General features: G+C 60.4%; 14 protein-coding genes, 4 pseudogenes and 1 other annotated feature. Of the genes and pseudogenes, 11 read left to right on the top strand and 7 right to left on the bottom strand.

Going from position 1 to position 24,081, the window contains the following annotated elements; all coding sequences use genetic code 11:
* Window positions 1-404: 404 nt before the first annotated feature.
* Window positions 405-1,916, bottom strand: coding sequence for a porin (locus tag ACVWW3_RS00470; protein WP_456647417.1), 1,512 nt, complete (start codon window positions 1,914-1,916; stop codon window positions 405-407).
* Between the two features lie 716 nt (window positions 1,917-2,632).
* Between ACVWW3_RS00470 and tnpA the strand changes: the two genes are divergently transcribed.
* The 5 genes and pseudogenes from tnpA to ACVWW3_RS00445 form a co-directional block, all read left to right on the top strand.
* The gene (tnpA, locus tag ACVWW3_RS00465; protein WP_456647416.1) at window positions 2,633-3,034 is read left to right on the top strand and encodes an IS66-like element accessory protein TnpA; all 402 of its coding nucleotides are present in this window, start codon (window positions 2,633-2,635) and stop codon (window positions 3,032-3,034) included.
* A complete protein-coding gene (tnpB, locus tag ACVWW3_RS00460) occupies window positions 3,031-3,378 on the top strand; it encodes an IS66 family insertion sequence element accessory protein TnpB (RefSeq protein ID WP_456647415.1) in 348 nt (115 codons plus the stop codon). The genes tnpA and tnpB overlap by 4 nt, the downstream gene beginning before the upstream one ends.
* A 47-nt stretch (window positions 3,379-3,425) precedes the next feature.
* Window positions 3,426-5,042: pseudogene (tnpC, locus tag ACVWW3_RS00455) on the top strand (IS66 family transposase).
* A 202-nt stretch (window positions 5,043-5,244) separates the two neighbouring features.
* Window positions 5,245-6,454: pseudogene (gene tnpC / locus ACVWW3_RS00450) on the top strand (IS66 family transposase); the annotation flags it as partial.
* A gap of 509 nt (window positions 6,455-6,963) precedes the next feature.
* A pseudogene (locus tag ACVWW3_RS00445) lies at window positions 6,964-7,898 on the top strand (IS3 family transposase); the annotation flags it as partial.
* Window positions 7,248-7,364, top strand: a sequence feature (AL1L pseudoknot). (Overlaps the previous pseudogene by 117 nt.)
* A 40-nt stretch (window positions 7,899-7,938) precedes the next feature.
* Here the strand turns inward: ACVWW3_RS00445 and ACVWW3_RS00440 are convergent.
* Window positions 7,939-9,312 (bottom strand): IS30 family transposase, encoded by a 1,374-nt coding sequence (locus ACVWW3_RS00440; RefSeq protein WP_456647414.1) that lies wholly within the window; start codon window positions 9,310-9,312, stop codon window positions 7,939-7,941.
* Window positions 9,313-9,358: 46 nt separating this feature from the next.
* Between ACVWW3_RS00440 and ACVWW3_RS00435 the strand changes: the two are divergent.
* Window positions 9,359-9,664: pseudogene (locus ACVWW3_RS00435) on the top strand (integrase core domain-containing protein); the annotation flags it as partial.
* 144 nt (window positions 9,665-9,808) lie between these two features.
* On the opposite strand, the gene ACVWW3_RS00430 reads toward ACVWW3_RS00435, so the two are convergent.
* Complete coding sequence (locus ACVWW3_RS00430) at window positions 9,809-10,204, bottom strand: Crp/Fnr family transcriptional regulator (RefSeq protein ID WP_456671800.1); 396 nt, start codon at window positions 10,202-10,204, stop codon at window positions 9,809-9,811.
* A 986-nt stretch (window positions 10,205-11,190) separates the two neighbouring features.
* Here ACVWW3_RS00430 and ACVWW3_RS00425 point away from each other — a divergent pair.
* From ACVWW3_RS00425 to ACVWW3_RS00415, 3 genes are all read left to right on the top strand, one after another.
* Complete coding sequence (locus ACVWW3_RS00425; RefSeq protein ID WP_456647412.1) at window positions 11,191-12,465, top strand: IS256 family transposase; 1,275 nt, start codon at window positions 11,191-11,193, stop codon at window positions 12,463-12,465.
* Between the two features lie 515 nt (window positions 12,466-12,980).
* Window positions 12,981-14,089, top strand: a protein-coding gene (locus ACVWW3_RS00420; RefSeq protein ID WP_456647411.1) for an IS3 family transposase whose coding sequence is annotated in 2 segments (ribosomal slippage) — window positions 12,981-13,236 and window positions 13,236-14,089 — 1,110 coding nt in all. Because the reading frame shifts where the segments join, the coding sequence is not laid out codon by codon here.
* 32 nt (window positions 14,090-14,121) lie between these two features.
* A protein-coding gene (locus ACVWW3_RS00415) for an IS3 family transposase (RefSeq protein ID WP_247350894.1) occupies window positions 14,122-15,308 on the top strand; the annotation gives its coding sequence in 2 pieces (ribosomal slippage) (window positions 14,122-14,374 and window positions 14,374-15,308; 1,188 coding nt in all).
* 207 nt (window positions 15,309-15,515) lie between these two features.
* Here ACVWW3_RS00415 and ACVWW3_RS00410 read toward each other — a convergent pair.
* Window positions 15,516-16,355, bottom strand: a complete 840-nt coding sequence (locus tag ACVWW3_RS00410) for a transporter substrate-binding domain-containing protein (RefSeq protein ID WP_456647410.1) — start codon at window positions 16,353-16,355, stop codon at window positions 15,516-15,518.
* A gap of 741 nt (window positions 16,356-17,096) precedes the next feature.
* Here ACVWW3_RS00410 and ACVWW3_RS00405 point away from each other — a divergent pair.
* Window positions 17,097-18,305 (top strand): diaminopropionate ammonia-lyase, encoded by a 1,209-nt coding sequence (locus ACVWW3_RS00405; protein WP_456647409.1) that lies wholly within the window; start codon window positions 17,097-17,099, stop codon window positions 18,303-18,305.
* Between the two features lie 169 nt (window positions 18,306-18,474).
* Here the strand turns inward: ACVWW3_RS00405 and ACVWW3_RS00400 are convergent, their stop codons facing one another.
* Both ACVWW3_RS00400 and ACVWW3_RS00395 read right to left on the bottom strand, forming a co-directional pair.
* Window positions 18,475-19,125, bottom strand: a complete 651-nt coding sequence (locus ACVWW3_RS00400) for a 3-oxoacid CoA-transferase subunit B (protein WP_456647408.1) — start codon at window positions 19,123-19,125, stop codon at window positions 18,475-18,477.
* Window positions 19,109-19,849 (bottom strand): CoA transferase subunit A, encoded by a 741-nt coding sequence (locus tag ACVWW3_RS00395; RefSeq protein ID WP_456671799.1) that lies wholly within the window; start codon window positions 19,847-19,849, stop codon window positions 19,109-19,111. Before ACVWW3_RS00395 ends, ACVWW3_RS00400 begins: the two co-directional genes overlap by 17 nt.
* A 323-nt stretch (window positions 19,850-20,172) precedes the next feature.
* Here ACVWW3_RS00395 and ACVWW3_RS00390 point away from each other — a divergent pair.
* A protein-coding gene (locus ACVWW3_RS00390; RefSeq protein WP_456647380.1) for an IS3 family transposase occupies window positions 20,173-21,305 on the top strand; the annotation gives its coding sequence in 2 pieces (ribosomal slippage) (window positions 20,173-20,428 and window positions 20,428-21,305; 1,134 coding nt in all).
* 842 nt (window positions 21,306-22,147) lie between these two features.
* On the opposite strand, the gene ACVWW3_RS00385 is transcribed toward ACVWW3_RS00390, so the two are convergent.
* A complete protein-coding gene (locus tag ACVWW3_RS00385; RefSeq protein ID WP_456671798.1) occupies window positions 22,148-22,945 on the bottom strand; it encodes a TauD/TfdA dioxygenase family protein in 798 nt (265 codons plus the stop codon).
* Between the last annotated feature and the right edge of the window lie 1,136 nt (window positions 22,946-24,081).

The following is a 24,081-nucleotide window of genomic DNA, read 5'->3' as shown; positions in this document are numbered from 1 at the left end:
GCGCCGAACGTCTAGATGACCGGCTCCACTAAAGTCAGGGCGCCGGTGGAATTACCTGTTGGGGAGCTCCGATGATAGCATTCGATACAATCCGGAGGCAGCTCCATTGCGTGCATAAGTCACCAAGCCGTCGCACACGCGGGCCGCCTAAACTTGCAACGATGCCGCCCGTAGAAAACAAACCGAGCTATCGGGGGTACTTTAGACATTATCATCGGCTCTTGCTCCAACCCATCTTCCGCGAATTGGGAGGCGCCACAAGACCGCCGCGCGAAAGCGTCGGCTAGAAAGCGTCCGCTTAGACTGAATATGAAAGGCCTCCGGCGGGCATGCCGGAGGCCTTCTTGGAGGTGTAACTTAGATCATAGAGCCGGTTCGTTCCTCCTTCTGCTCGTTTTACGAAACTACCAGACGCGCTGAGCGCGGAGCAGCAGCGTGAGAGCGCCCTGGTCCTTCAGCTCATACGTGGTACCCGGTTTGGCGATGCTTGACTGCGTCGGCAGTGTCACCGTGCTTCCGCTCGCGTACTTCTGGTCGAGCATCGTGTACGCAAGCTCGGCCGAGAAGGTCAGGCCTTTCACTGGGGTCCAACCCGTCCTCGTACCAATAATGGCGTAATTGAAATCGGGGTTGCAGCCTCCAGCCCCAGTCGAGAGCGCGATGTTTGCGACTACCGCGCCGCAGATGTAGCCCTTGGTCGTGTTGTTGTAACGCACCGCGGCCCATGAACCGAAGATGCTACTCACCCAGCGGGGATCCCAGTTGTGAGAATAGCCACCCGCGAAGCCATAGGTCGTCGTCAATTGCTGGCCCGAGCCCGTCACGAACACCGAGTCGGACACGCCAGCGAGAGCGACGCTCTGGTAGGCACCAGCGAGACCTGTGCTTCCGTACATGGCGAAACTCGGTGCCGCCGTATAGTCGTGGAAATTGTAACGGCTCGCACCACTCGTATAGACAGCTGACATGTTGATCGTATCGCCGGCACCGGTCGGGATGTTTTTGATCGACAATCCCAGCTGACCAGCCCAGCCCCACTTGTCATCCGGGTGGCCGGTGAGCTCGGTTCCACCATAGTAGGCAGCATGATTGTTATGCGCCGCGAACGACCCTTGAAAAAGACCCCAAGCCTGGTCAAAACGAATCTGGGCGACGAAATCTGGAGCTCGCGAGCCACCGAAGTCGTTGGCGCCGTACGCACCAGCAGCAAGTCCTGCTGGCGTCGCTGCGCTCACGTTCCAGATGGCGAGTTGGTCACGAGAGACCTGATCCTCTGCCGACAAGCTCGCGGTTATGCCTTGTCCGAAGTCGAACGTGTAAGCAAACTGGACCACCGGGTCCCAACCACCTGCGCCCATCAACTCGAAGGAGTTCGCGGGATACTGGTTCCAAGGCGTGCTGAACTGCGAAAACGCCTTACCGAATGTGAAGCCGGCGAACTGGATGAAGGCATGGTAGAGACCGGGAGTGCCAGCCGCGACCTGAGAGCCCACTGATGACGTATACGTCGTCCCGCCAGCGCCATTACCGCTATAGGGACCTGTCGTATAAGTCCACGCTCCTTCAAAGTATGTGCGGAGCAAGCCGTATTCGGTCGCGGTGCGAGTGTCGATATTGAGACCTTCACGAACGCGCGCACTATAATAGTCACTTAAGCGGTTGTTAGCACCACCCACGCCACTGTCCGGCCCGAGATAGTGATAGCTAGTATTCAGCGCGACTTCAGCGCGCAGGTAGCCGCTCAATTTGATGCATGTGTCAGTCCCCGGGATGTAGTAGAACCCGGCGCCGTACAAGGAGCAAATCTTGATGTATTCGATCGCCTTGGCCTTGACGGGGAGATCGGCCGCCTGCGCTCCGCCCATAACGATCAGACCCGCCGCTGAACCAAGAAAGAGGCTCTTCGCCATCTTCATAAAAAACCCTCCAGTTGTTTAACCCAAGAATGGCTGTCTCGTTTTCGAGGAGAGCAGCCACCTTCGCCCCCAATCATTCACGACCTACAGGGCCTTCTTCGAACACCACTGACGAATTGAACCAGTGACGTCGCGCTGCGGACCATTCCGCCGCTCGCGTGGATACGTTGACAGATTGCGTTAGTTACCGGCGTGAAAACTTCGTACGGAACGGACGAACGCAGGCGTGCGTTGGGTTAGCGTGTTCCAAGCGCGTCACAATCGCACGATGTGTACTGAGGCAGCTAGTCAACGTACGTTTCGTACGCACTCGATGATAATCTGGCGTGCTGAACCGCGATTGCACTCAGTGTGTCACGCATTTGCTACGGCCAGGCATTTGGGAAAAAGCTCATGCAAGAGCTGCACACAGCGGCGCGAGGTGGAGTAGCGACCTCCAGTGCGTCACCGCCGATACTCTTTCGTCATTGATGCGAACAGGCGCATGTGCGGCGCCACGCGCTGGCCGAAGAGCGAAGACGGCGTGGTGCGGTGGTCAGCGGCGCAATTGCCGGCGCTGCTGGAAGCGCTCTACATGCGGGGGGTGTCCATGAGGCGCGGGAGACGGCAAGGCCAACGCAGCCCAATTAGTTGTTGGCGAGCACTGCTGCGAAGAGAAGTACTCGTCCGAGGACGGCCGTCTTGCGAGTTCATCCGGTCTGTAGCTGACTGTCGGTATGGATATCCTTACTGATAGTCGCCAAGTGCGTCGCCTTGAAATTGTGGAGACTGGTCGGCGTCGGCGCTGGTCGGCTGCCGAGAAGCTGCGGATTGTCGAGGAAAGTTTTTTGGGTCCGCGGCTGGTGTCGGCGACAGCACGGCATCATGGGCTTTCGAAACAGCTTCTGTTTTCGTGGCGCAAGGCCTATCGCGAAGGACAGCTTGGCGGCTGTCAGGTAGGTGGATTTGTGCCGGCCCGGATTGTGTCGGAGGTCCAGTCGACGACGGAGCGTGCGGCACCGGCGGCGACTGGCACTCTGGAAGTGGTGACCGCGAATGGCCGACGCGTGATCGTGGATCGCAACGTCGATGTCGCGGTTTTGCTACGGATCATGCGAGGGCTGGAGACACTACGGTGATCCCGATCCCGACGGGCGTGCGAGTGTGGCTGGCGACGGGCCATACCGACATGCGGTGTGGCTTTCCGAGCCTGGCTCTGCGCGTGCAGGAAGTGCTCAAGCGCGACGCCATGGGCGGCGGTCTTTTCTGCTTCAGGGGCAAACGCGGCGATCTTTTGAAGGTCATTTGGCACGATGGCCAGGGAGCATGCCTGTTTACCAAAAGACTCGAGAGAGGAAGGGTTATCTGGCCATCGGTTGCCGGTGAATCGGTAACGATCTCTCCGGCGCAGTTGAGCTATCTGTTGTCCGGGATCGATTGGCGCAACCCTCAAGAAACCCAGCGTCCGACGCGGGTCGGATAGCCGCTTTTACGGTTTGAATCTGCTGCTTGATCTGATTCAATGGCTTCGTGATATCGAAGCCGGACGATCTTCCATCGGACCTTGTGAGTGCCCTGGCGGCGCTGCAGGCCGAGCGTGAGGCGCGGCTGCGAGCCGAGGCGGTGGCTGCCAGTGCGCGGGCGGAGCTGTCGGACAACGAGGCGCTGATCGCGCATCTCGAGCTGCGGATCGAGAAGCTCAAACGCGAAGTACGGACAGCGCTCCGAGCGCACGGCCCGGCTGATCGAGCAGCTGGAGTTGGAGCTCGAAGAACTCGTCACCACGGCGAGCGAGGATGAGCTTGCCGCGCAGGCCGCAGCGGCGAAGACGCAGAGCAAGCCATGGCCGGATGACATCGAACGCGAGCGCGTCGTCATTGAGGCTCCAACGACCTGCGCCTGCTGCGGCGGATCGCGGCTGGCGAAGATCGGTGAGGATGTGACCAAGACGCTGGAGGAGATCCCGCGCCGCTTCAAGCTGATCGAGAGGTACGCGAGAAGTTCACCTGCCGCGATTGCGAGAAGATCAGCCAGCCGCCCGCGCCGTTCCATGCCACGCCGCGCGGCTTCATCGGCCCACAATTGCTGGCGACGATCCTGTTCGACAAGTTCGGCATGCATATCCCGCTCAACCGCCAGAGTGCGCGCTTCAAGTGCGAGGGGATCGACCTGCCGTTGTCGACGCTGGCCGACCAGGTCGGCCACGTGACCTTCGCCGTCATGCCGCTCTTCCACTTGATCGAACGCCATGTGCTCGCGGCCGAGCGCCTTCATGGCGATGACACCACCATCCGTATCCTGGCGAAGGGCAAGTGCACGACCGGGCGGATCTGGACTTATGTGCGGGCTGACCGGCCCTTCGCCGGGCCTGCGCCGCCGGCGGCGGTCTATTACGCTTCGAGCGACCGACGAGGCGAGCATCCCCAGAAGCATCTGGCCGCCTTCGCCGGTATCCTGCAAGCCGATTGCTACAACGGCTTCGAGCCGCTGTTCGACCCGCAGAGGAAGGTGCTGCCGATTACGCCGGCGTTTTGCTTTGCCCATGCGCGGCGGGGCTTCTTCGAGCTGGCTGACATCGAGAAAAATGCTCGGGAAGGTAAGAAGGGCAAACCGGTCTCTCCGATCGCGCTGGAGGCGGTCAGACGCCTCGATGCGTTGTTCGAGATCGAGCGCGCCATCAACGGCCGCGGCGCCGACGAGCGGCGCGCCGTGCGCCAGGAAAAGAGCAAGCCGCTTCTCGAGGACATGCACGCCTGGTTGCTGCGTGAGCGCGAAACCCTCTCGCGCTCCTCCGAGGTCCTGAAGTCTATGAATTCCATGCTCAGGCGCTGGGACGACTTCGCCCGCTTCCTCGACGATGGCAGGATCTGCTTGACCAACAATTGCGCTGAGCGCGTATTGAGAGGCATCGCCTTGGGAAGGCGCAACTGGACCTTCGCCGGCAGCCAGCGCGGCGCCGACCGTGCCGCCATCATGCTGACGATGATCACGACCTGTCGCCTCAACGACGTCGATCCCAAGGCCTGGCTCGCCGACATTCTCGCCCGTATCGCCGATCTTCCTGCGTCGCGTCTGCACGAACTGCTGCCGTGGGAATGGAAGCTCCTGCGCCAAGGCGACACGCCCGCCGATCAGCAGGCCGCCTGATCTTCAAGCAACACCATCATAGAGCTCGCCGTGCCCGCGCGCATGCGTCAATCAGGCGGTCTTCGTCGTATGCGTACGAAGAGAATCAGGACGGTCGAGATCGTTGTAAAATTCCGGCGAATATGAACCGATTTGTTGGTGCCGAACGACGTCCTGGCTGACGACCTTCGGACGCTGACGGCAATGCTGCTTGCCGAGTGGTCTGCCGCAGCATTTGCCGAGGATCGAGATTGTCGTCGATATCGACGAGAGGACATGCCCCTGTTGCAAAGGCGAACTGTATCGGATCGGCGAGGACAGAAGCGGGCGGCTGGACATCGTGCCCGCGCAGTTTCGGGTGCTCGTCACGCGCCGGCTCAAATACGCATGCCGATCGTGCGGAGACGGTGTCGTGCAGGCGCCTGCTCCGGCGTGGCTGACCGAGGGTGGATTGTCGACCGAGGCCGCCATCGCGCAGTGCTGGTATCAAAATATGCCGTTGATTTAATGCTGTACCGGCAGGCCGAGATTTGCGCCCGCTAAGGCATCGATTTCGATCGTTCGACGCAGGCGGACTGGTCGGCCCTGCCCCCTTGCACTTGCGCCCGCTGCACGAGCCCTACTCGGAAACCTCCGGCAAAGTGCAAAACTGTTTGCCGACTAGACGGCGATCCCGGTGCTCGATCCCGGCCCAGGCCACACCAAAACCGGGCAGCTCTGGGCGTATGTCGCTGACGACCGGCCGTGGGGCGGTGCGGATCCGCCGAGCGTCGTCTATGTCTATCGACCTGACGGCAAGGCTGAGCGTCCGTCGCCCTTCTCGATGGCTTCAAGTGGATCATGCAGGTCGACGGCTGTGCCGGCTAGCCGAGCCCGGCGATGTCCAGCTTGCGTTGTGCGGGGCGCAGATGCGGCGCAACTCTATGAACTCGCCACCCCTGGCCCAGCGACTATTGCGAGCGAGGCGTTCAAGCGCATTACCGACGTTTACGGCATCGAGAAGGACATCCTTGGCCGTAGCGCCAACGAGCAGCGCCTCATCAAGCATCAAGCAGCAGAAAAGCCAGCCACTCGCCAATGTATTCGAGCACTGGCTGCGCCCAAAGCACGGTCTGATAAGCCAGAAGGGCAAGCTTGCGTAGGACATGCGTTATCCCCTCTCGCGCTAGGAGGATCTGGCGCACTTCATCCATGATGGCCGGATCGAGCTCGACAACAATGTCGTGGAACGCGCCATCCGTCCAATTGCGCTCAATTGGAAAGATGCGCCGTTCGCGGGCTGCCGCGGTGGAGCCGAGCATTGGGCCGCCATCGCGTCTCTGATCGAAATCTGCAAGCTGAACGATGTCGACCCGCTCGCTTACGTCAGCGACTTCCTCACTAGAACCGTCAGCAGCTATCGCAGCAGCGAGATCGACCAGCTGCTTCCGTGAGCCCTTAAACGTCAAGACCTCAGGGTCGTGGCCTGAAAACGACGCTTACGATGTGACCGGCTGCGAGCGTCTTCAAGTGGACGAAGACGACAGGTGCAATGAGCGGCCCGCCAGGAGTCGCTGAGTGGTAGAACAATCGTCCTTCGGAGTGGTGCCGCTGTCGAATCGATCCAGCCGTTGGGCTATTGTCAGTGGAGAGAAATGCCAATCATTATGCGCCCGTGCTGCAGAGCGCGTACATATCGGGGCGACACGGGATGGCACGTCTGCGCCAAATACGTCTGGATCAGAGTCGCGCAGTTCGATGGCAATGATCTGTCAGAACGCGCGCTCGGAGCGTATCTGCTGCCTCGGATCATTGCGAACCGTATTTGCTCGTGTTGGACTTAGCGAGCTGTTGAAGTCTATCAAAAATCCCTGAAGTCTGGGCTTGAGTACAAGTTGCCGTGGTGCACACTATGAACCGCCCCGGGTTTGCCGGAGGCTCCAACTCCTGAGAGGATGGAGCCATGACGAGCAAGACGACAAACAAGTTCTCACCCGAGGTCCGGACCCGAGCGGTTCGGATGGTTCTGGATCACGCCAGCGAGCACCCGTCACGCTGGGCGGCAGTGATGTCGATCGCGGCCAAGATCGGCTGCACGCCGCAGACGCTGCATGACTGGGTCAAGAAGGCCGAGATCGATAGTGGGCAGCGGGCCGGCGTTCCGACCGACACGGCCGAGAGGCTGAAGGCGCTCGAACGAGAGAACCGCGAGCTTCGGCAGGCCAATGAGATCCTGCGCAAAGCAAGCGCCTATTTTGCGATGGCGGAGCTCGACCGCCGGTCCAAGCCATGATCGCCTTTATCGAGGATCATTGTGGGGCGCATGGGGTCGAGCCGATCTGCAAGGTGCTGCCGATCGCCCCCTCGACCTATCACTCCCATGTGGCCAAGCGGCGCGATCCCGCCAAGCTGTCGGCGCGCGCCAGGCAGGACGCCGCGCTGAAGATCGAGGTCCGGCGCGTCTTCGATCAGAACTTCGGCGTGTACGGCGTGCGCAAGGTCTGGCGGCAGCTCAAGCGTGAAGGGTTCGATGTTGCCCGTTGTACCGTGGCGCGACTGATGCGGGACATGGGCCTACAAGGGGTCATCCGCGGCAAGCCCGTCACGACCACGATCAGCGACAAGGCCGCGCCATGCCCGCTGGATCACGTCAACCGCCAGTTCAAGGCGCCGAGGCCGAACGTCCTCTGGCTCTCCGACTTCACCTATGTCGCGACCTGGACCGGCTTCGTCTACGTCGCCTTCGTCATCGACGCCTATGCCCGCAGGATCCTGGGCTGGCGAGCCTCGCGCACGGCGCATGCAGGCTTCGTGCTCGATGCGCTGGAGCAGGCATTGCATGATCGACGGCCGGTCCATCGTGGCGGGCTCGTGCATCATAGCGACAGGGGTAGCCAAGGCGGATTCAAACGGTCGTCGCAACACCAGTTACTTTCACTCATGACAGCAGATCGTCAAGCGCCTCCGCCGGCGTTTTCCAGCCTAGTGTCTTTCTCGGTCGGGCATTGAGAGCCGCTGCCACAGCGGATATCTCCTCGGCGCTGTGGATGCTCAGGTCTGTGCCTTTCGGGAAGTACTGCCGCAGCAACCCGTTGGTGTTCTCGTTAGTGCCGCGCTGCCAAGGGCTTTGCGGGTCGCAGAAGTAGACCTGGATACCCGCATCGATCTTGAGACGATCGTGCTGAGCCATTTCGGCCCCCTGATCCCAGGTTAGCGAGCGACGCAGCTCTTCAGGTAAGGTGATGACGGTGCGCGTGATCGCGTCGCGCACGGCTTCAGCCCCGTGTCCCGCAAGGGCTGGTCCGTTCTTCACGCGCGCAGCTTCGCCATGTCCCGCCAACCGGGGAAGGTGCAATAGCATCGTGAAGCGCGTCGTGCGCTCGACCAGCGTGCCGATTGCCGAGCTGCCAACACCGAGGATGAGGTCTCCCTCCCAATGCCCCGGCACTGCTCGATCGGCAGCTTCAGCAGGACGTTCACTGATCATGATCTCCGGGGAGACAAAGCCCTTGCCTCGCCTGCGTACGCGCGCTCTGGGCATCCGTAATACACGCCCTGTTCGCAAGCAGGCCGTCAGCTCGCGGCGTAGCGCGCCGCGGCCCTGAACGAAGAGAGCTTGATAGATAGCTTCGTGGCTGATGCGCATCGTCTTGTCGTCCGGGAAGTCGATCGGCAAGCGTCGGGCAATCTGCTCAGGGCTCCAGGCTTTGGCCCATCGCCGATCCTTGCGCGGGCCATGCCGGCGCCCCTTCCACGGAACGGAGGGACCAGGAACGGGAGCGCCGGTCGGGGCTACGACGCCGCCAGCAAGTCTCTCCTCCACATAAGTGCGCAAGGTTGCATTGAGCGCAAGCTTGGTCGGCTTGGGCCGGCGAGCGGATCGATCCGCATGCCATTGGGCAGTTGTTGCCCGATACTCCAACCCGCCGCCGCGGGTGGCCGCGTTGCGCCGCAGTTCACGGGAGACTGTCGAAGCAGCCCGCCCCAGGCGACGTCCAATCTCCTGTATGGAATGGCCCTGCACCTTGAGAAGTGCGATCTCCTCGCGCTCATTCAACGAGAGATACCGCCCGGAGAGAGCCTTTGCCGAAGATCTGAACATCGCTGGTGGCATGCCGCCCGCCTTTCGGAATAATCTGCTTCCGACAGGTTGTGACAATCCGGCTTCGAGTGCAGCATCTTCGCTGCTTAACCCAGCGGCAATCGCCCGCCAAAACTTATTCTGTTCATCGCGCCCGGCAACAGAGGGCCGTCCTGGCGACGGCAATGGGGCTCGTCCTGACCGCTCCGATCTGCGCCTTACAACGTTCATCGCAACCTCCAAACTCCGAGTGTTGCGACGACCGTTTGAATCCGCCCAATATGTATCCATTAAATACACCGAGCGCCTGGCCGAAGCCGGCGTGGAGCCCTCTGTCGGCAGCGTCGGAGATTCTTACGACAATGCTCTCGCCGAAACGATCAATGGACTTTACAAGGCGGAGGTGATCCATCGGCGTGGACCGTGGCGGAACTTCGAGGCCGTCGAGTTCGCGACCCTCGAATGGGTCGACTGGTTCAACAACCGAAGGCTCCTCGAGCCCATCGGCAACATCCCGCCGGCCGAAGCCGAGCAACGCTACTACGCCATGCTGGAACACCCTGCCATGGGCGGCATAACTTAAACCAAATGGCCTCCGGCAAACCCGGAGCGGTTCACTACTCCGCTTGCCACGGCTCCTGCCCTTGAATGAGCCGGCACAAAGAGCGGTTGACGTGGCGAACTGTGGCTGGCGAGTCGTCGCGCAAAAGACTCGGTTACGATCGCATTACAAAGAGGTGAGGCGGGAGTCCAAGCGACCGCACGCGCCGTCGAGAGCTGATATGCCGGGGTCAGTGTGGGCATACGCTCCGGCAATGAGCCTGTAACAACTGCATGCTTTTTGCTCGAGGCGCTGACGATCCCCAATGTGCAACACGCCACGCGTCTTGTGAATCAATCCTTGCTGTTCAAATCGGATTAGCGTTTCCGTTACTCCAGCGCGGCGCAACCCCAACATGGAAGAGAGGTAGTCATGTGTAATTGGAAGGACATCAGCATCGAGGGCGTCGCTCCCCAGACAGAGCCAGGACGCCACCCGTTGTTCGCGGTCGTGGCGAACGCCGCACAAGAGCCGGTCTGAGCGCAATGCAAGTTGAACGCTTGAGCATACTGAAGTAGACATTCTTGGATATCGGAGCACTCTGGCATAATGCGCCTCAGATCCTCGACAAGGATCCTGTGCGCACTCCCAGGAAAGAGCACAACGCATTGGTGGGTCGCAAGCTGCCCGCCCGACAAGAGCCAAGCGCCGACCGCACCTTGATGGCCTATTAGGGCGGTTTCCAGAATGCATCCCGCTGCGACGATCCTGAGGGAGACGAGGCCAGACTCGATGAAATAGATGTGCTCGAGGCGCCGTTTTGGTTCTTGCAGCACCATACGTTCTTTGAGGACAATTGGTTCAAGGAACTCGCCTATTGCCGCAAGCTCCTGAAGAGAAATGCTCGTGAGAATCGCGTTCTTGACGAAAGGCCGCCTGCTGGCACGTACTGCGTCAGGCCGGTGAGGCATGCGAGATGACTCCGGTGCGCGCTTGAGAGCTGCAGCTTCGGAGCTGTCGCGCCCGTTGAGGACGGATAGGAAATGTTCGGTCATTCTGCGGTCCGTCTCTTGGCGATTAAGAACTCGTAACAACAAACCCTCTTGGCCTCACGAACTATTGATTCAAATGCTAGCAGGGGGCAAACATCATTTTGTGCAAACAGTGGCAGGGTGGCGACCGGATCCTGCGTTGCAGCTCGCTCACTTGATGTATTCCAGCGCACATCATTTCCGCATATCAGTATTCTACTGTGCACGTGACAGTTGTTGCGACCCACCCTGCTCGTCCCGTTGCGCCGAGTTCAGGCGGCTAGCTCCTGCGCCGTTCACCCGGTGAGCTATGGGAGAATCTGTCGTTTGCCTTCGCACGTCTCAAGCGATGATTTGTTTCTACGTTGCCCAATCTAAGTTGTAGGGATTAGCTGCGCAAATGGCCGATTAAGATGCAACTAGACTGGCAGAGCCCACGGGGGTTGTCCCGGGTTCTGTTGAATTTCTGAAGAGGTCGGCGTTGCCCACCTTGAGCCGGTAGGCTCGGGGTGCTGATTCCACAAGGAGAGCAACGCCATGACGAGAGATATCACACCGGCTGGTTCGCCGGCGACCGGGGCTGTGGACGAGGCGTTTGCAGAAGTGCGGGCAAGCTTCGATCGGTTCTGCCTTGCGGCAGGGATCGAGGCGCTCGGCACGATGATGGAGGCGGATGTGACGGCGGCCTGCGGGCCGCGCCACGGTCGCGATGCGGCGCGGCGGGCGCACCGTTGGGGCCGAACGCGGGGCCGGATCGGTTTCCACGGCGGCAAGATCGAGGTCGAGCGCCCGCGGGTCCGGGGCGTGGACGGCCGCGAGGTCACGATCCCGAGCTGGGAAACGGCGGCGCAGGAGGACTGGCTCGGTCGCTGGGCGATGAACCTGATGCTGATCAATGTGTCGACGCGCCGGTTCGGCCGCGCTGTCCGGCTGCCCGAGGGTGACGTGCCGGCACCGCCCGGATCGGGAGTTTCGAAGTCGGCGGCCTCGCGGCGGTTCGTAGCGCTGTCGGCGGCGCGGCTAGCCGACTTCATGGCTGCCGATTTGTCCGCGCTCGACCTTCTGGTGGTCCAAATCGACGGGCTGCATCTCGGCGGCGATCTCGTGCTAGTCGCCGCGATCGGGGTTGATGGCGAAGGCAACAAGCACCCGCTGGCGCTGGTGGAAGGGGCGATCGAGAACGCCGCAACGGTTCAGGCCCTGCTGGACAACCTGGTCTCGCGCGGGCTCGACCCGACCATGCCAAGACTGTTCATCGCCGACGGAGCGAAGGCGTTGTCGAAGGCGATCCGCCGCACCTTCGGTTCGGCCGCTGCGATCCAGCGCTGCCAGATCCACAAGGCGCGCAACATCATGGAACGCCTGCCGAAAGAGCATCATGCGGCCACCCGTCGGGTGCTGCGCCAGGCCTGGGAGCTCGATGACGCCGACAAGGCTGAAAAATTGATCCGCAATCTCGCGCGTCGACTCGACCAGCAATGGCCCGGCGTAGCGGCGAGCATCCTCGAAGGCCTCGACGAAATCCTGACTGTCGTCCGGTTGAAGCTGCCGAAGGAGCTTCGTCGATCGCTCGCCCGTACCAACATCGCCGAGAACATGATGGGCACAATTCGCCGCGTCACGCGCAACGTCAAACGCTGGCGGGATGCCGGCATGGCCTTGCGATGGGTCGCGGCCGGCATGATCGAGGCCAACAAGGGCTTCCGACGATTGAAGGCGCATAAGCAATTGTCGGTTCTGCGTGCGGCCCTTCAAGCTGACCACGATCGCATGATGATCAAGCCCGTTGCCCACGTCACGAGGGCCGCGTAACATTCATTCCGGCAACGTCGGCCCGACGTAGTTCAACGGCGATCGGGACATCTCCGAGCCCACGGTCAGATCGGGATAATCACGAGGGGGTGCTAAAGGCTGCCCCCATCTGCCGTTTGGGAAAGCTCTCGATTGAATTCCGAATCACTGAGCTGCTGCGGGTTTGTTGGACACCGAGGTTAGGTCTTTCATGATGCGGGCGGCGGCGATGAAGCGCCGCCGGGACGCCACGCTTCCTTCATGACGGACGGCTTGGTATGTCGATCCATGCTGCCGACGACTACCTAGGGCTGTCGCCGTGGGTAGAACAAAGTGGAGCTTCGCCCGCTCCGGCGGCCGCGGCCGGCTTACCGTGTCCATCCCACACTCGGGCGCCGCCATGCTCAACGATATCGATCCACTGGCGCTGGCCTACGCGGTGCTCCGGCTAGACAGCTGGTCTCAGAAATCTGAACATCGCGATAAGTGGAGTTTCTGCCTGAATGCGGCGATAGTTGCCGCAGACAGGAGCGACGATGAGCAGACGATCCCGCCGAACCCATTCCCCGGCCTTCAAGGCGAAAGTAGCGCTGGCCGCCATCAAGGGCGATCGAACGCTGGCGCAGTTGGCCGAGCACTTTGATGTCCACCCCAATCAGATCACGGCGTGGAAGGCCCAACTGGAGGGCGGTGCCTCTGACGTTTTCGGGGCAGGTCCCGCGGCATCTGCCGGGCCGGCCATCGACGTGAAGTCGTTGCACGCCAAGATCGGAGAGCTGACGCTGGAGAACGATTTTTTAGAAGGAGCGCTCACCAAGGCGGGGTTGCTGAGCGCAAAGCGATGATCGACCGTGAGCACGATCTGTCGATCACTAGGCAAGCGGAAGCTCTGAACATCAGCCGTGGCAGCGTCTATTACCTGCCGCGTCCGGTGCCCTCCGCCGACCTCGCGATTATGCAACGGCTCGATCGGTTGCATCTGGAGTATCCCTTCGCCGGTTCGCGTATGTTGCGCGGCCTGCTGGCTGCCGAGGGGTGCAAGGTCGGCCGCCGGCATGTGCAGACGCTGATGCGGCGGATGGGGATAGAGGCGCTCTATCGCCGTCCGCGCACGACCAAGTCAGAGCCCGGTCACAAGATCTATCCGTATCTGCTGCGCGGCATGGAGATCACACGGCCGAACCAGGTCTGGGCGATGGACATCACGTATATCCCGATGGCGCGCGGCTTCGTGTATCTCGCTGTCGTGCTGGATTGGGCAACCCGCCGGGTTCTCTCGTGGCGGTTGTCGATCACGATGGAGGCGGCCTTCTGCGTCGAGACCCTGGAGGATGCTTTGGCGCGTCACGGCAAGCCCGAAATCTTCAACACGGATCAGGGCTCGCAGTTCACTGGCGCGGCCTTCACGGGCCTGCTCACCAACCAAGCCATCGCCATCAGCATGGACGGCAAAGGGGCTTGGCGGGACAATGTGTTCGTCGAACGGCTGTGGCGCAGCGTCAAATATGAAGAGGTCTATCTGCGAGCTTACGAAACGGTCGGCGAGGCGCGAGCTTCGATTGGCCGCTATCTCGACTTCTACAACGGCCGACGTCCACACTCGAGCCTTGACGGTGACCTGCCCCTGCCGATTTCCTCCGGTTGAAGTTAGAGTCCGGCCTTCTGAAGGACGGACAGATGAAGCGAGCCAGGTTTACGGAAGAACAGATTATCGGTGTGCTGCGCGAACATGAGGCCGGTGCGAAGGCGGCCGATTTGGCGCGTAAGCACGGCATCTCGGAAGGGACGCTGTACAATTGGAAGGCCAAATTCGGCGGGATGGACGTTTCGGAGGCCAAGCGGCTGCGGCAGCTTGAGGACGAGAACGCCAAGCTGAAGAAGCTACTGGCCGAGCAGATGTTGGATGCCGCCGCGTTGCGCGAGCTTCTGTCAAAAAAATGGTAGGGCCCGTCGCCAAGCGCGAGGCTGTCGCGCATCTGCAGGCCGAACTGGGCCTGTCAGAGCGGCGGGCCTGCTCAATCGTTAGCGCCGACCGCAAGATGATCCGCTATCGGTCGTGCCGGCCGCCGGATACCGAACTGCGCGTCCAATTGCGCGAGCTTGCCAATGCTCGCAGGCGCTTCGGCTATCGCCGGCTGTTCGTCCTGCTGCGCCAACATGGCGAGCCGTCCGGGCTAAACCGAATCTACCGTCTCTATCGGGAGGAAGGCCTCAGCGTCCGCAAGCGCCGGACCCGCCGCCGCGCGGTGGGTGTTCGGGCGCCAATCCTGGTCGAGGCTCGGCCGAATGCCCGTTGGTCGCTGGATTTTGTCCATGACCAGTTCGCCAGTGGTCGCCGCTTCCGGATCCTGAACATCGTCGATGACGTGACCCGGGAATGCCTGGCGGCAATCCCCGACACCTCGCTCCCGGGACGGCGGGTGGCGCGCGAACTGACGGCGCTGATCGCCCGTCGCGGCAAGCCTGGCATGATCGTCTCGGACAACGGCACCGAGTTCACCTGCAACGCCATGCTGACCTGGTCGGAAGACCACCAGATCGCCTGGCACTTCATCGCACCGGGAAAGCCGATGCAGAACGGCTTCTGTGAAAGCTTCAACGGCCGGATGCGCGACGAGCTTCTCAACGAAACTCTGTTCTTAGGCCTCGATCACGCCCGGGCCAGAATTGCCGCTTGGGCCGCCGACTACAACAGCCAACGCCCGCATTCTTCGCTGGGCTACCTGACGCCTGCGGCCTATGCCGCCAACCTCACCGCAACGTGCGACCGGCTGCGCAACCCCGACCAGCTCCGCCGATCGCACGTTGCTCACCCCGCGCCAAACGGCGTAACATCCGCTGAGGCTCTAATCGCCACTGGATGAAACTTCGGAGGCAGGTCACCGAAGGTGTCGGCCACTCGGGAGCGCGGCGATGTTGTCGAACGGCGAGCGTTTAGGCGGTCGCTCATCTTATGGTGCCCTAGATAGCGCCTCCAACGCCCGACATCGGTTCAATTGCCGCGATAGATAGGCAAGCGCGGTATCGACGGTCTGTCTCAAGGCCGTTGCTCTTAGCGGTTCAAGGGCCGATTAGGGCTGACCATTGATGGTTGGCTGCCCAATACTGGCCTGATCCGTCAAGCCCCACTTGCGCAGCAGCTGCCCATAGGTGCCATCGGCGACAACCGCGGCCAGCGCCGTTTTTAGCTCTTGACCAAGCTGAAGATTGTCCTTCGCGAAAGCGAATCCGGTCAACAGTTTGACTACAGGTTTGCTGATGACCGCGTACTGGTTCCCCTCCACTTTGTTCTGATACGAGATGACGCCTTCACCGGTGATAGCGGCGTCGGCGCGGCCCTGCTGTACCAAGAGTCGGCTTTGGGCGGTATTCTCACCCGGTACCACCTCGACCGCCGGCTTGCCATTCTTGAGGCAATTTTCCTCACTCCATTTCTCAATCCCCTGAATTTCGATAAGGCTGGAGCGTGTCGCCGCTACGTGCTTACCGCATAACGCCTCCAGGTTCGCGAAACCTTCCGCTCTTGTGCTTAAAGTATAGAGTATCTGATTTGAATATACGTAATCTAGGAAGTTCGCCTTGGCCCGGCGTTCGGGCGTATCACCCATCGTGCCCAAAAGGACGTCCGCGCGTTTTGTGTTCAGCGGCGCAAAGCTGATCATGAGCGCGTAACTTGTCTCGGTCCAGCTGACCTCCGCTCCGATTTTCTTCGCCATTGCTTCCAGAACATCGATGTTAAATCCCGCTAACTTTCCACTGCTTTCATCTTTAAACTCGAACGGCGGATAGGTGGTCAGCGACATTGCATTAATCACGTTCTTTGCGCTTTGCGCGTACGCGTCACTGCACATCAAGCCAAATATGGCCGCAACAGCGCTCATGACTAGACGACGGATAAACTTTGAGAACATCTCAATTTCCCTTCTTTAGTGTACCAGACAGTGCCTGCTTTAGACGAAGCCCAAACCGACAAGCCAGCGAGCCGGCATGCGGTGGAGCGCTCTGTGGTGGTTCGGCGGGCGACTTTCCATGATCCGCTCTTGTTTTACAGTCACAGGGCCTTAGCGACGGCACCAAGCTCTAGTCATTTCCGGGTTGGGCGCGCGATCACGTGCGTCGGACAGCTCTTGATCCGCTCCTGAAGAGGTCCGCGGCTTATAGCCAGTTCTGGGCTCGTAGTCCCCGGCATTGGGCAGAAGCGCGGCGAGCGCGCACCCTAAACGTATGACATTGTGCTAAAGCCCACTCTTTGCTGCAGGTCGCGCTTGCTAGTCCGAGGCAATATCCCGGTAAATGGGTCTATACGGAGCCGATAAAAATGGTTGCCATGTTCTACTCCTATGGCCGCGCGCCGAATTGAGGTGGCTCATGGGCGCATTGGCGCTCCCAAATTCGATCGCCAAGATCTATCGTCCTTAGTCCCCATTGTACGAGCTCTTCGAGAGCTATTAGTGCGTAGAGGTGCCAATCGTAGACGAAATGCGGCTCTATAAAGGTATTGTTGCTTGATTTCATCGCTATAATTGCCGACGTTTTCCTAGGGAAGCAAGCCAGCCCAGCCCCGGCCCTAGGTGATCTTGGTTAAGCGATCCGAATGTTGGTTTTTGCGATCGGCTTCCCTCAGATCCACCAACGAGTGACACAACCGTATCATGTTTCTCCTCAACCGACACACGGAATACCGCGGTCCTTTAGACGTGTCAGACGCCGAGACGTTGAGCGTCGCGGCCGCGCGCGAGGTGGAACGATCCCTCAGCTATCGCCAGGGACACAAGGAAACGCCCCTCGTTTCGCTAACGGGCCTTGCTCGTGAGATCGGAGTTACTTCGATCCATCTCAAGGATGAAGGCCATCGCCTCGGATTGGGCAGCTTTAAGGCGCTGGGCGGTTCTTATGCCGTAATCCGATTGGTGCTCGAGAAAGCAAGTCAGCGATTCGGCCGCGATCTCGACGTGCGCGACTTACACAAGGCTGAAGTGAGGGCCGTGGCAGCAGGGATGACCATTTCGTGCGCGACGGATGGCAATCATGGCCGATCGGTTGCTTACGGCGCTCAACTTGTTGGCGCTCGATGCGTTATCTTCGTTCATTCAGGCGTGAGCGATGAGCGTATCGCCGCCATTGCGCGGTTTGGTGCGCAGATTGTCCAAGTCGAAGGCAACTATGACGACTCAGTTGCCGAGGCAACCCGCCGTGCGAAGGAGCAGAGTTGGACTTTGGTATCTGATACGTCGTGGCCCGGCTACGAGCGCATTCCCGGGTTGGTGATGCAGGGGTACACTGCCCTACTTCGCGAGGCCTTGCGTCAGTTGCCGGAGTCTCCGACTCATGTCTTTATTCAGTCAGGTGTCGGTGGGATTGCCGCTGCCATTGCGGGGCACTTCTGGGTGCTATTAGGTCATGACCGCCCGTTCATCACGGTTGTGGATCCGTCGCGTGCAGCGTGTCTTTTGGAAAGCGCACGAGTCGGACGTCCCGTGAAGGTGGCGCATGAGCAATCGACGGTGATGGCAATGCTCGAATGCTATGAGCCGTCGCTTATCGCTTGGCGGGTCCTTTCGCGGGCAGCAGACGCTTTCATGACTGTCGATGATGAGGACGCGGTCAATGCGATGAAACGTCTGGCAAATCCGGCCGACGGAGACCTGCCAGTTGTCGCAGGCGAAAGTGGCGGCGTTGGTCTCGCAGCTCTGCTGAAGGCGGCTTCCAATTGCGCCTTGCGGACCGCAATTGGCCTTGGCCCAAATGCACGGGTATTCCTGATCAACACCGAGGGCGCGACCGATCCTGGCCTGTATGAAAAGCTGGTCGGTGCGACGCCCGCCAATGTGACGGCGACGAATTCGAAGAGGCACGGTTAACGCCGCAACCGAAGCAAGAGCGTCTCGACGCCTCGATTACGGTCGGCCGACGTAGTGCGAGGTCGATCAGCCGCGGGGGCACCTCGCTGAGCCTGCAGGGCGGCTTGTGAGTTGATAGGCGTCTTCAGGGTGCCGACCATATCGTTTTGCGCGCCCCTGGTCGAAGGCCTTACGTGTTCTTGAGCGCCACGCGGAACTCGGCTTCGGTCTTGGCCTTGACCTCGTCGAGCGAGACGCCGTCGGCGAGCTCGATCAGCGCGATGCCGCCGCCGCCGTGCTTATCGATGGTGAAGACGGCCAAGTCAGTCACCACCATGTCGACCACGCGCTCGCCGGTCAGCGGCAGATTGCACTGCTTCAGCAGCTTGGCGCCGTCCTTGGCCGAATGCTCCATCACCACGACGACGCGCTTGACGCCGGCGACGAGGTCCATCGCGCCGCCCATGCCCTTGACCATCTTGCCGGGGATCATCCAGTTGGCGAGATCGCCGTTCTGGGCCACCTGCACGGCGCCGAGGATCGACAGGTCCATGTGGCCGCCGCGGATCATGCCGAAAGAATCCGCGCTCGAGAAATACGAGGTCGACGGCAGCTCGCTCACAGTCTGCTTGCCGGCGTTGATGAGATCGGCGTCCTCCTCACCCTCATAAGGGAACGCGCCCATGCCGAGCATGCCGTTCTCGCTCTGGAGGCTGACGTCCATGCCGTCCGGGATGTAGTTCGAGACCAGCGTCGGGATGCCGATGCCGAGATTGACGTAGTAGCCGTCACGCAGTTCCTTCGCGGCGCGCGCAGCCATCTGTTCACGGGTCCAGGCCATATCGCTCTCCTGATCTCAAGCTTGCCGTGCGCGGGCGGGTGTTGCGGAATTCGATGCGCTTCTTGGCCGTTCCGACCTCGACGATGCGCTTTACGAAAAGACCGGGCGTGTGAATGTGGTCGGGATTGAGTTCGCCGGCCGGAACCAGATGCTCGACCTCGGCCACCGTGACCTTGGCGGCGGTCGCCATCATCGGGTTAAAATTGCGCGCGGTCTTGCGGTAGACGAGGTTGCCGGCGGTGTCGCCCTTCCAAGCATGCACGATGGCGAGATCGGCGAACAGGCCGCGCTCCATCAGGTACTTCTGTCCGTCGAATTCCTTCACTTCCTTGCCCTCGGCGATCAGCGTGCCGACGCCGGTCTTGGTGTAGAAGGCCGGAATGCCGGCGCCGCCGGCACGAATGCGCTCGGCAAGCGTTCCCTGCGGATTGAATTCGAGTTCCAGCTCGCCGGCGAGGAATTGCTGGGCGAACAGCTTGTTCTCGCCGACATAGGACGAGATCATCTTCTTGATCTGCCGGGTTTCCAGCAGGCGGCTGAGCCCGATGCCGTCGACGCCGGCATTGTTGGAGACCACCGTCAGGCCCTTGACGCCGGAGTCGCGGATCGCATCCGACAGCGCCTCGGCAATGCCGCAGAGGCCGAAGCCGCCCGACATGATCATCATGCCGTCTTTGAGAACGCCCTCGAGAGCCGACTTGGCGTCGGGATAGACCTTGTTCATGATTACCTGACTTGATTGACGATGACGGTCCGGAAGTGTCGACGGGCTGGGGCTTGCCTGCTGCGCCGCGCAAGCCTAGTCGGGCAGGCATGGAGCGATTCAAGGCACTCCCACGCATCCGCGAGGGTAGCGCATCGACCTCGCCGCGCGTTTCGACCATCAGCCGCGGACCGGCCGCGATACATCAGGCTGCACATAGCGGCTGCTATAAGAGGTGGCGCTGTTGGTAAATGGGCAACACAGCTGGTCTCAGAAATCTGAACATCGCGATAAGTGGAGTTTCTGCCTGAATGCGGCGATAGTTGCCGCAGACAGGAGCGACGATGAGCAGACGATCCCGCCGAACCCATTCCCCGGCCTTCAAGGCGAAAGTAGCGCTGGCCGCCATCAAGGGCGATCGAACGCTGGCGCAGTTGGCCGAGCACTTTGATGTCCACCCCAATCAGATCACGGCGTGGAAGGCCCAACTGGAGGGCGGTGCCTCTGACGTTTTCGGGGCAGGTCCCGCGGCATCTGCCGGGCCGGCCATCGACGTGAAGTCGTTGCACGCCAAGATCGGAGAGCTGACGCTGGAGAACGATTTTTTAGAAGGAGCGCTCACCAAGGCGGGGTTGCTGAGCGCAAAGCGATGATCGACCGTGAGCACGATCTGTCGATCACTAGGCAAGCGGAAGCTCTGAACATCAGCCGTGGCAGCGTCTATTACCTGCCGCGTCCGGTGCCCTCCGCCGACCTCGCGATTATGCAACGGCTCGATCGGTTGCATCTGGAGTATCCCTTCGCCGGTTCGCGTATGTTGCGCGGCCTGCTGGCTGCCGAGGGGTGCAAGGTCGGCCGCCGGCATGTCAAAACGCTGATGCGGCGAATGGGGATAGAGGCGCTCTATCGCCGTCCGCGCACGACCAAGTCAGAGCCCGGTCACAAGATCTATCCGTATCTGCTGCGCGGCATGGAGATCACACGGCCGAACCAGGTCTGGGCGATGGACATCACGTATATCCCGATGGCGCGCGGCTTCGTGTATCTCGCTGTCGTGCTGGATTGGGCAACCCGCCGGGTTCTCTCGTGGCGGTTGTCGATCACGATGGAGGCGGCCTTCTGCGTCGAGACCCTGGAGGATGCTTTGGCGCGTCACGGCAAGCCCGAAATCTTCAACACGGATCAGGGCTCGCAGTTCACTGGCGCGGCCTTCACGGGCCTGCTCACCAACCAAGCCATCGCCATCAGCATGGACGGCAAAGGGGCTTGGCGGGACAATGTGTTCGTCGAACGGCTGTGGCGCAGCGTCAAATATGAAGAGGTCTATCTGCGAGCTTACGAAACGGTCGGCGAGGCGCGAGCTTCGATTGGCCGCTATCTCGACTTCTACAACGGCCGACGTCCACACTCGAGCCTTGACGGCAGCACACCGGATCAAGCCTACTTCAACCAGCCGCCAATCCGCATGGCGGCCTAACCCCGGCAGACGCTCCACTTATCGACGCGGAGATTTTGTTCAGACAACCGGGACCAGCTCTAACGTCGGCGCCCAGCTTCCCGATGGCATGTTCGTAGGGTTCCTTCTTCGCCTCACATTCGTCATCTGGCAATGCTGTCTCTTCGCATGTTTCATTTCGGCCGAATCCGTAGCAAGTACATCTACGTCAAACTGAGGTGAAAGTTGTCAAGCGATAGGGCTCTGGCGCGCATATATTCGGCGCATTGTCTTCTTAAGTGCAGAACTTCATCGTGAGGCGTTAAGGTGCGGGCCGCCATGTAGATCCGCGCGCCATCCGCAGTGCGCGAATTCGTATAGAGCTGCGCATGCGCGAGGCTGCGCATCGAAAACGGCAATCACCAGAGGCGTGAACGCAGGACCGCACTCGTTCGGTTGAGTATTCCCAATGCGCCGAGGGCAAGTGCACCGATGGTTGTTCCAAGTTTAGCAATTACGACCAAGACGCCTCGCTAATATCATCCATGTAGGAGGCGATGGCTGGATGCGTCGACGCGTGGAAATGAACGCGAGTCCGTCGAAGATATCGCGAATGTGCAGCGATCCAGGGCACAAGGACGAATGATCGAGTGCCCTGCTCTCGTGCGCCATACGGGCGCAAGCATCTGGGCTGTGGGACAAATCTATATCACCAAGGCGAGCTGCGAGTGCGCATTTCGCTGTCGGCTTTGCGAGCCTTGGACGCCCGCGGCATTGGCGCGCGTTGAGCGCGTGGACGGGAGTCGATGCTGAGTGGCGCATCGCAGCTAGTTGTTACGCGGTGTTGCAAGTGATGATGATCGTTATCGTCGTTCAACTGATGATTACTGGGCCGCGAGGCTGTCCCAAATCGCAACGTCACCCTGGATCCAACTCCATCTCACCGTGTTTTCTGGCGACGTGATATACGAGTGTAGGAGACTAAGGAGCTTCTGGCTCGTATATTTATGCAGGCCAACGAAGCCCTGCACTAAATTTCCGATTGCGAGGACGCGCTCACCTGTCTCGGGGTGCACGAGAACGACCGGATGCTCGCCCTCAGAGATCGTGCTGGTAAACACCTTTGTTAGACGCTGTTCTGGTCCCTCGGCGGCGTGCGGTTCGATGGCATAGCTATGGATACTGTTGTGAACTGTCCAGAGCTGATCGGTGAGCATACGCAAGGATAGCGGAAGTTTCCGATATGCACCCGCCATATCCGACCAAACATGATCGATGCCATAGGGCGGAGTTATCAGGTTGCGCAGGAGGGAGACCCTTGGATGACCCTCAAATGTAACCGCCATGTGATGCCACTGGTCAGCGCGAGGATCGCTGCCGGCACCTAGATGCAGAAGCGACTGCATCGACGTGGTCGTACCGAGCTTATTATCTGAGGCCAGAACGCCTAACCGGACGACAATGTGCTCATGCTGGACCTCACTAAGGGACTGCTGATCACGGAAGAAGAGTACCTTATGCTCGAGCAGCAAGTAGTTTATCGCGCGGATAGCCTCATCTGGCAAATCATCCGACAGCTGGACGTTCCGGACCTCGGCACCAAGGCAAATTGCGCGCTTGATGATGTCCGCTTTAGGAATGACAGCCTGCAGGGCTGCTGAGTTGCTCATAGTCACTTTCATATCCGCGATCCCCTGAACAAACGCTCGGCACATCTGTGGTGGCCGACGCGACGGCGGCAAAAGGCGAGATGGTCTCGAAGCCGGGATGTACTCGTCTTCAATCCCGCGCAATGGAAAATCCCGCTAACGCTGTAAATGGTAGGAGCGTTCGATGTATAGTCAATGAAACGAAACCAACGTTATTTTTGGTGGCGAGCAATGATCGCTTCGCGGAGGGCGCAGGCCAGGAAATGTGCGGGCTGATGACCGCTGGAGCAGCGATATCGCGGCTTCGCGGCAGTAGAGGCGAACGGTTTGTGTCAGCTGGCGAACGCCAGCAGTAAGCCCAAGCAAAGTATCCGATCGACGGTTCTGTTTCACGCTATTGTCACTTAAGACGCCAGACGCCGCAGAATGCAGTGCAGACCATAGCGGCTGGCCGTGCTGGGGAAAGAACGGAGGCGCTCTCTGGAGGCGCTGGACTCGTCCTGAGGGTGTAGACGAAGCCGGCTCTCATACGAATGCGCCGGTACTCGAGTGCGAAAATATGTGGAACTAACGAGCGCATGATGTCCGGGGAGAGCGAGCCTTCATCGCGCACACTGCAAAGCACAACTCGATCGTATGTCCGAGCAAGTAATCGTGTTCCGCCCGCTCACTGTCCGTCCGGTGATCGGTTGCCTTGTCAGGTTAAGGCGTGTGCAGCATAACAAATCTTAAGGGCAGCAATCGTGCAGCTTGGGTGAATGGTGCGAGGTTGTCGAGGCCGGCCGGCGTGGTCGTCGGAGTGACGATGACCACCTCAAGATCGTCTGCAGAGTCTGCAGACGCCAACGTCGGTCTCATGAAGCGCGCCGATACGGCAGCTGGGGCTTGCTGCTGCGGACTTGAGGGCGATCGACCGGTAAACGGGGATGACTGGGATCGCGTAAGGGCGAACCCGTTACCTTTGCTTCAGAATTCGAATGAACGTACGAAGAAGCCTCCGGCTCGGACGGAGGTTTGGGATCGGATTTTAAAGCAAAAGTAGTGGACGGCTCATCGGTAGGGCCGGTGAGCCGGCTGGAGGTCCTTGAAGGAGCATCGGGACGCCGCGCGCGTTCGGAGGCTGAGAGGGCTCGGATCGTGGCCCAGAGGCGACTACCCGGTGCCCAGGC

The organism is Bradyrhizobium sp. LM2.9 (genome assembly GCF_054056555.1).
Note: the sequence above shows the minus strand (reverse complement) of the source record. Positions and strands in the feature narration are given on the sequence as shown.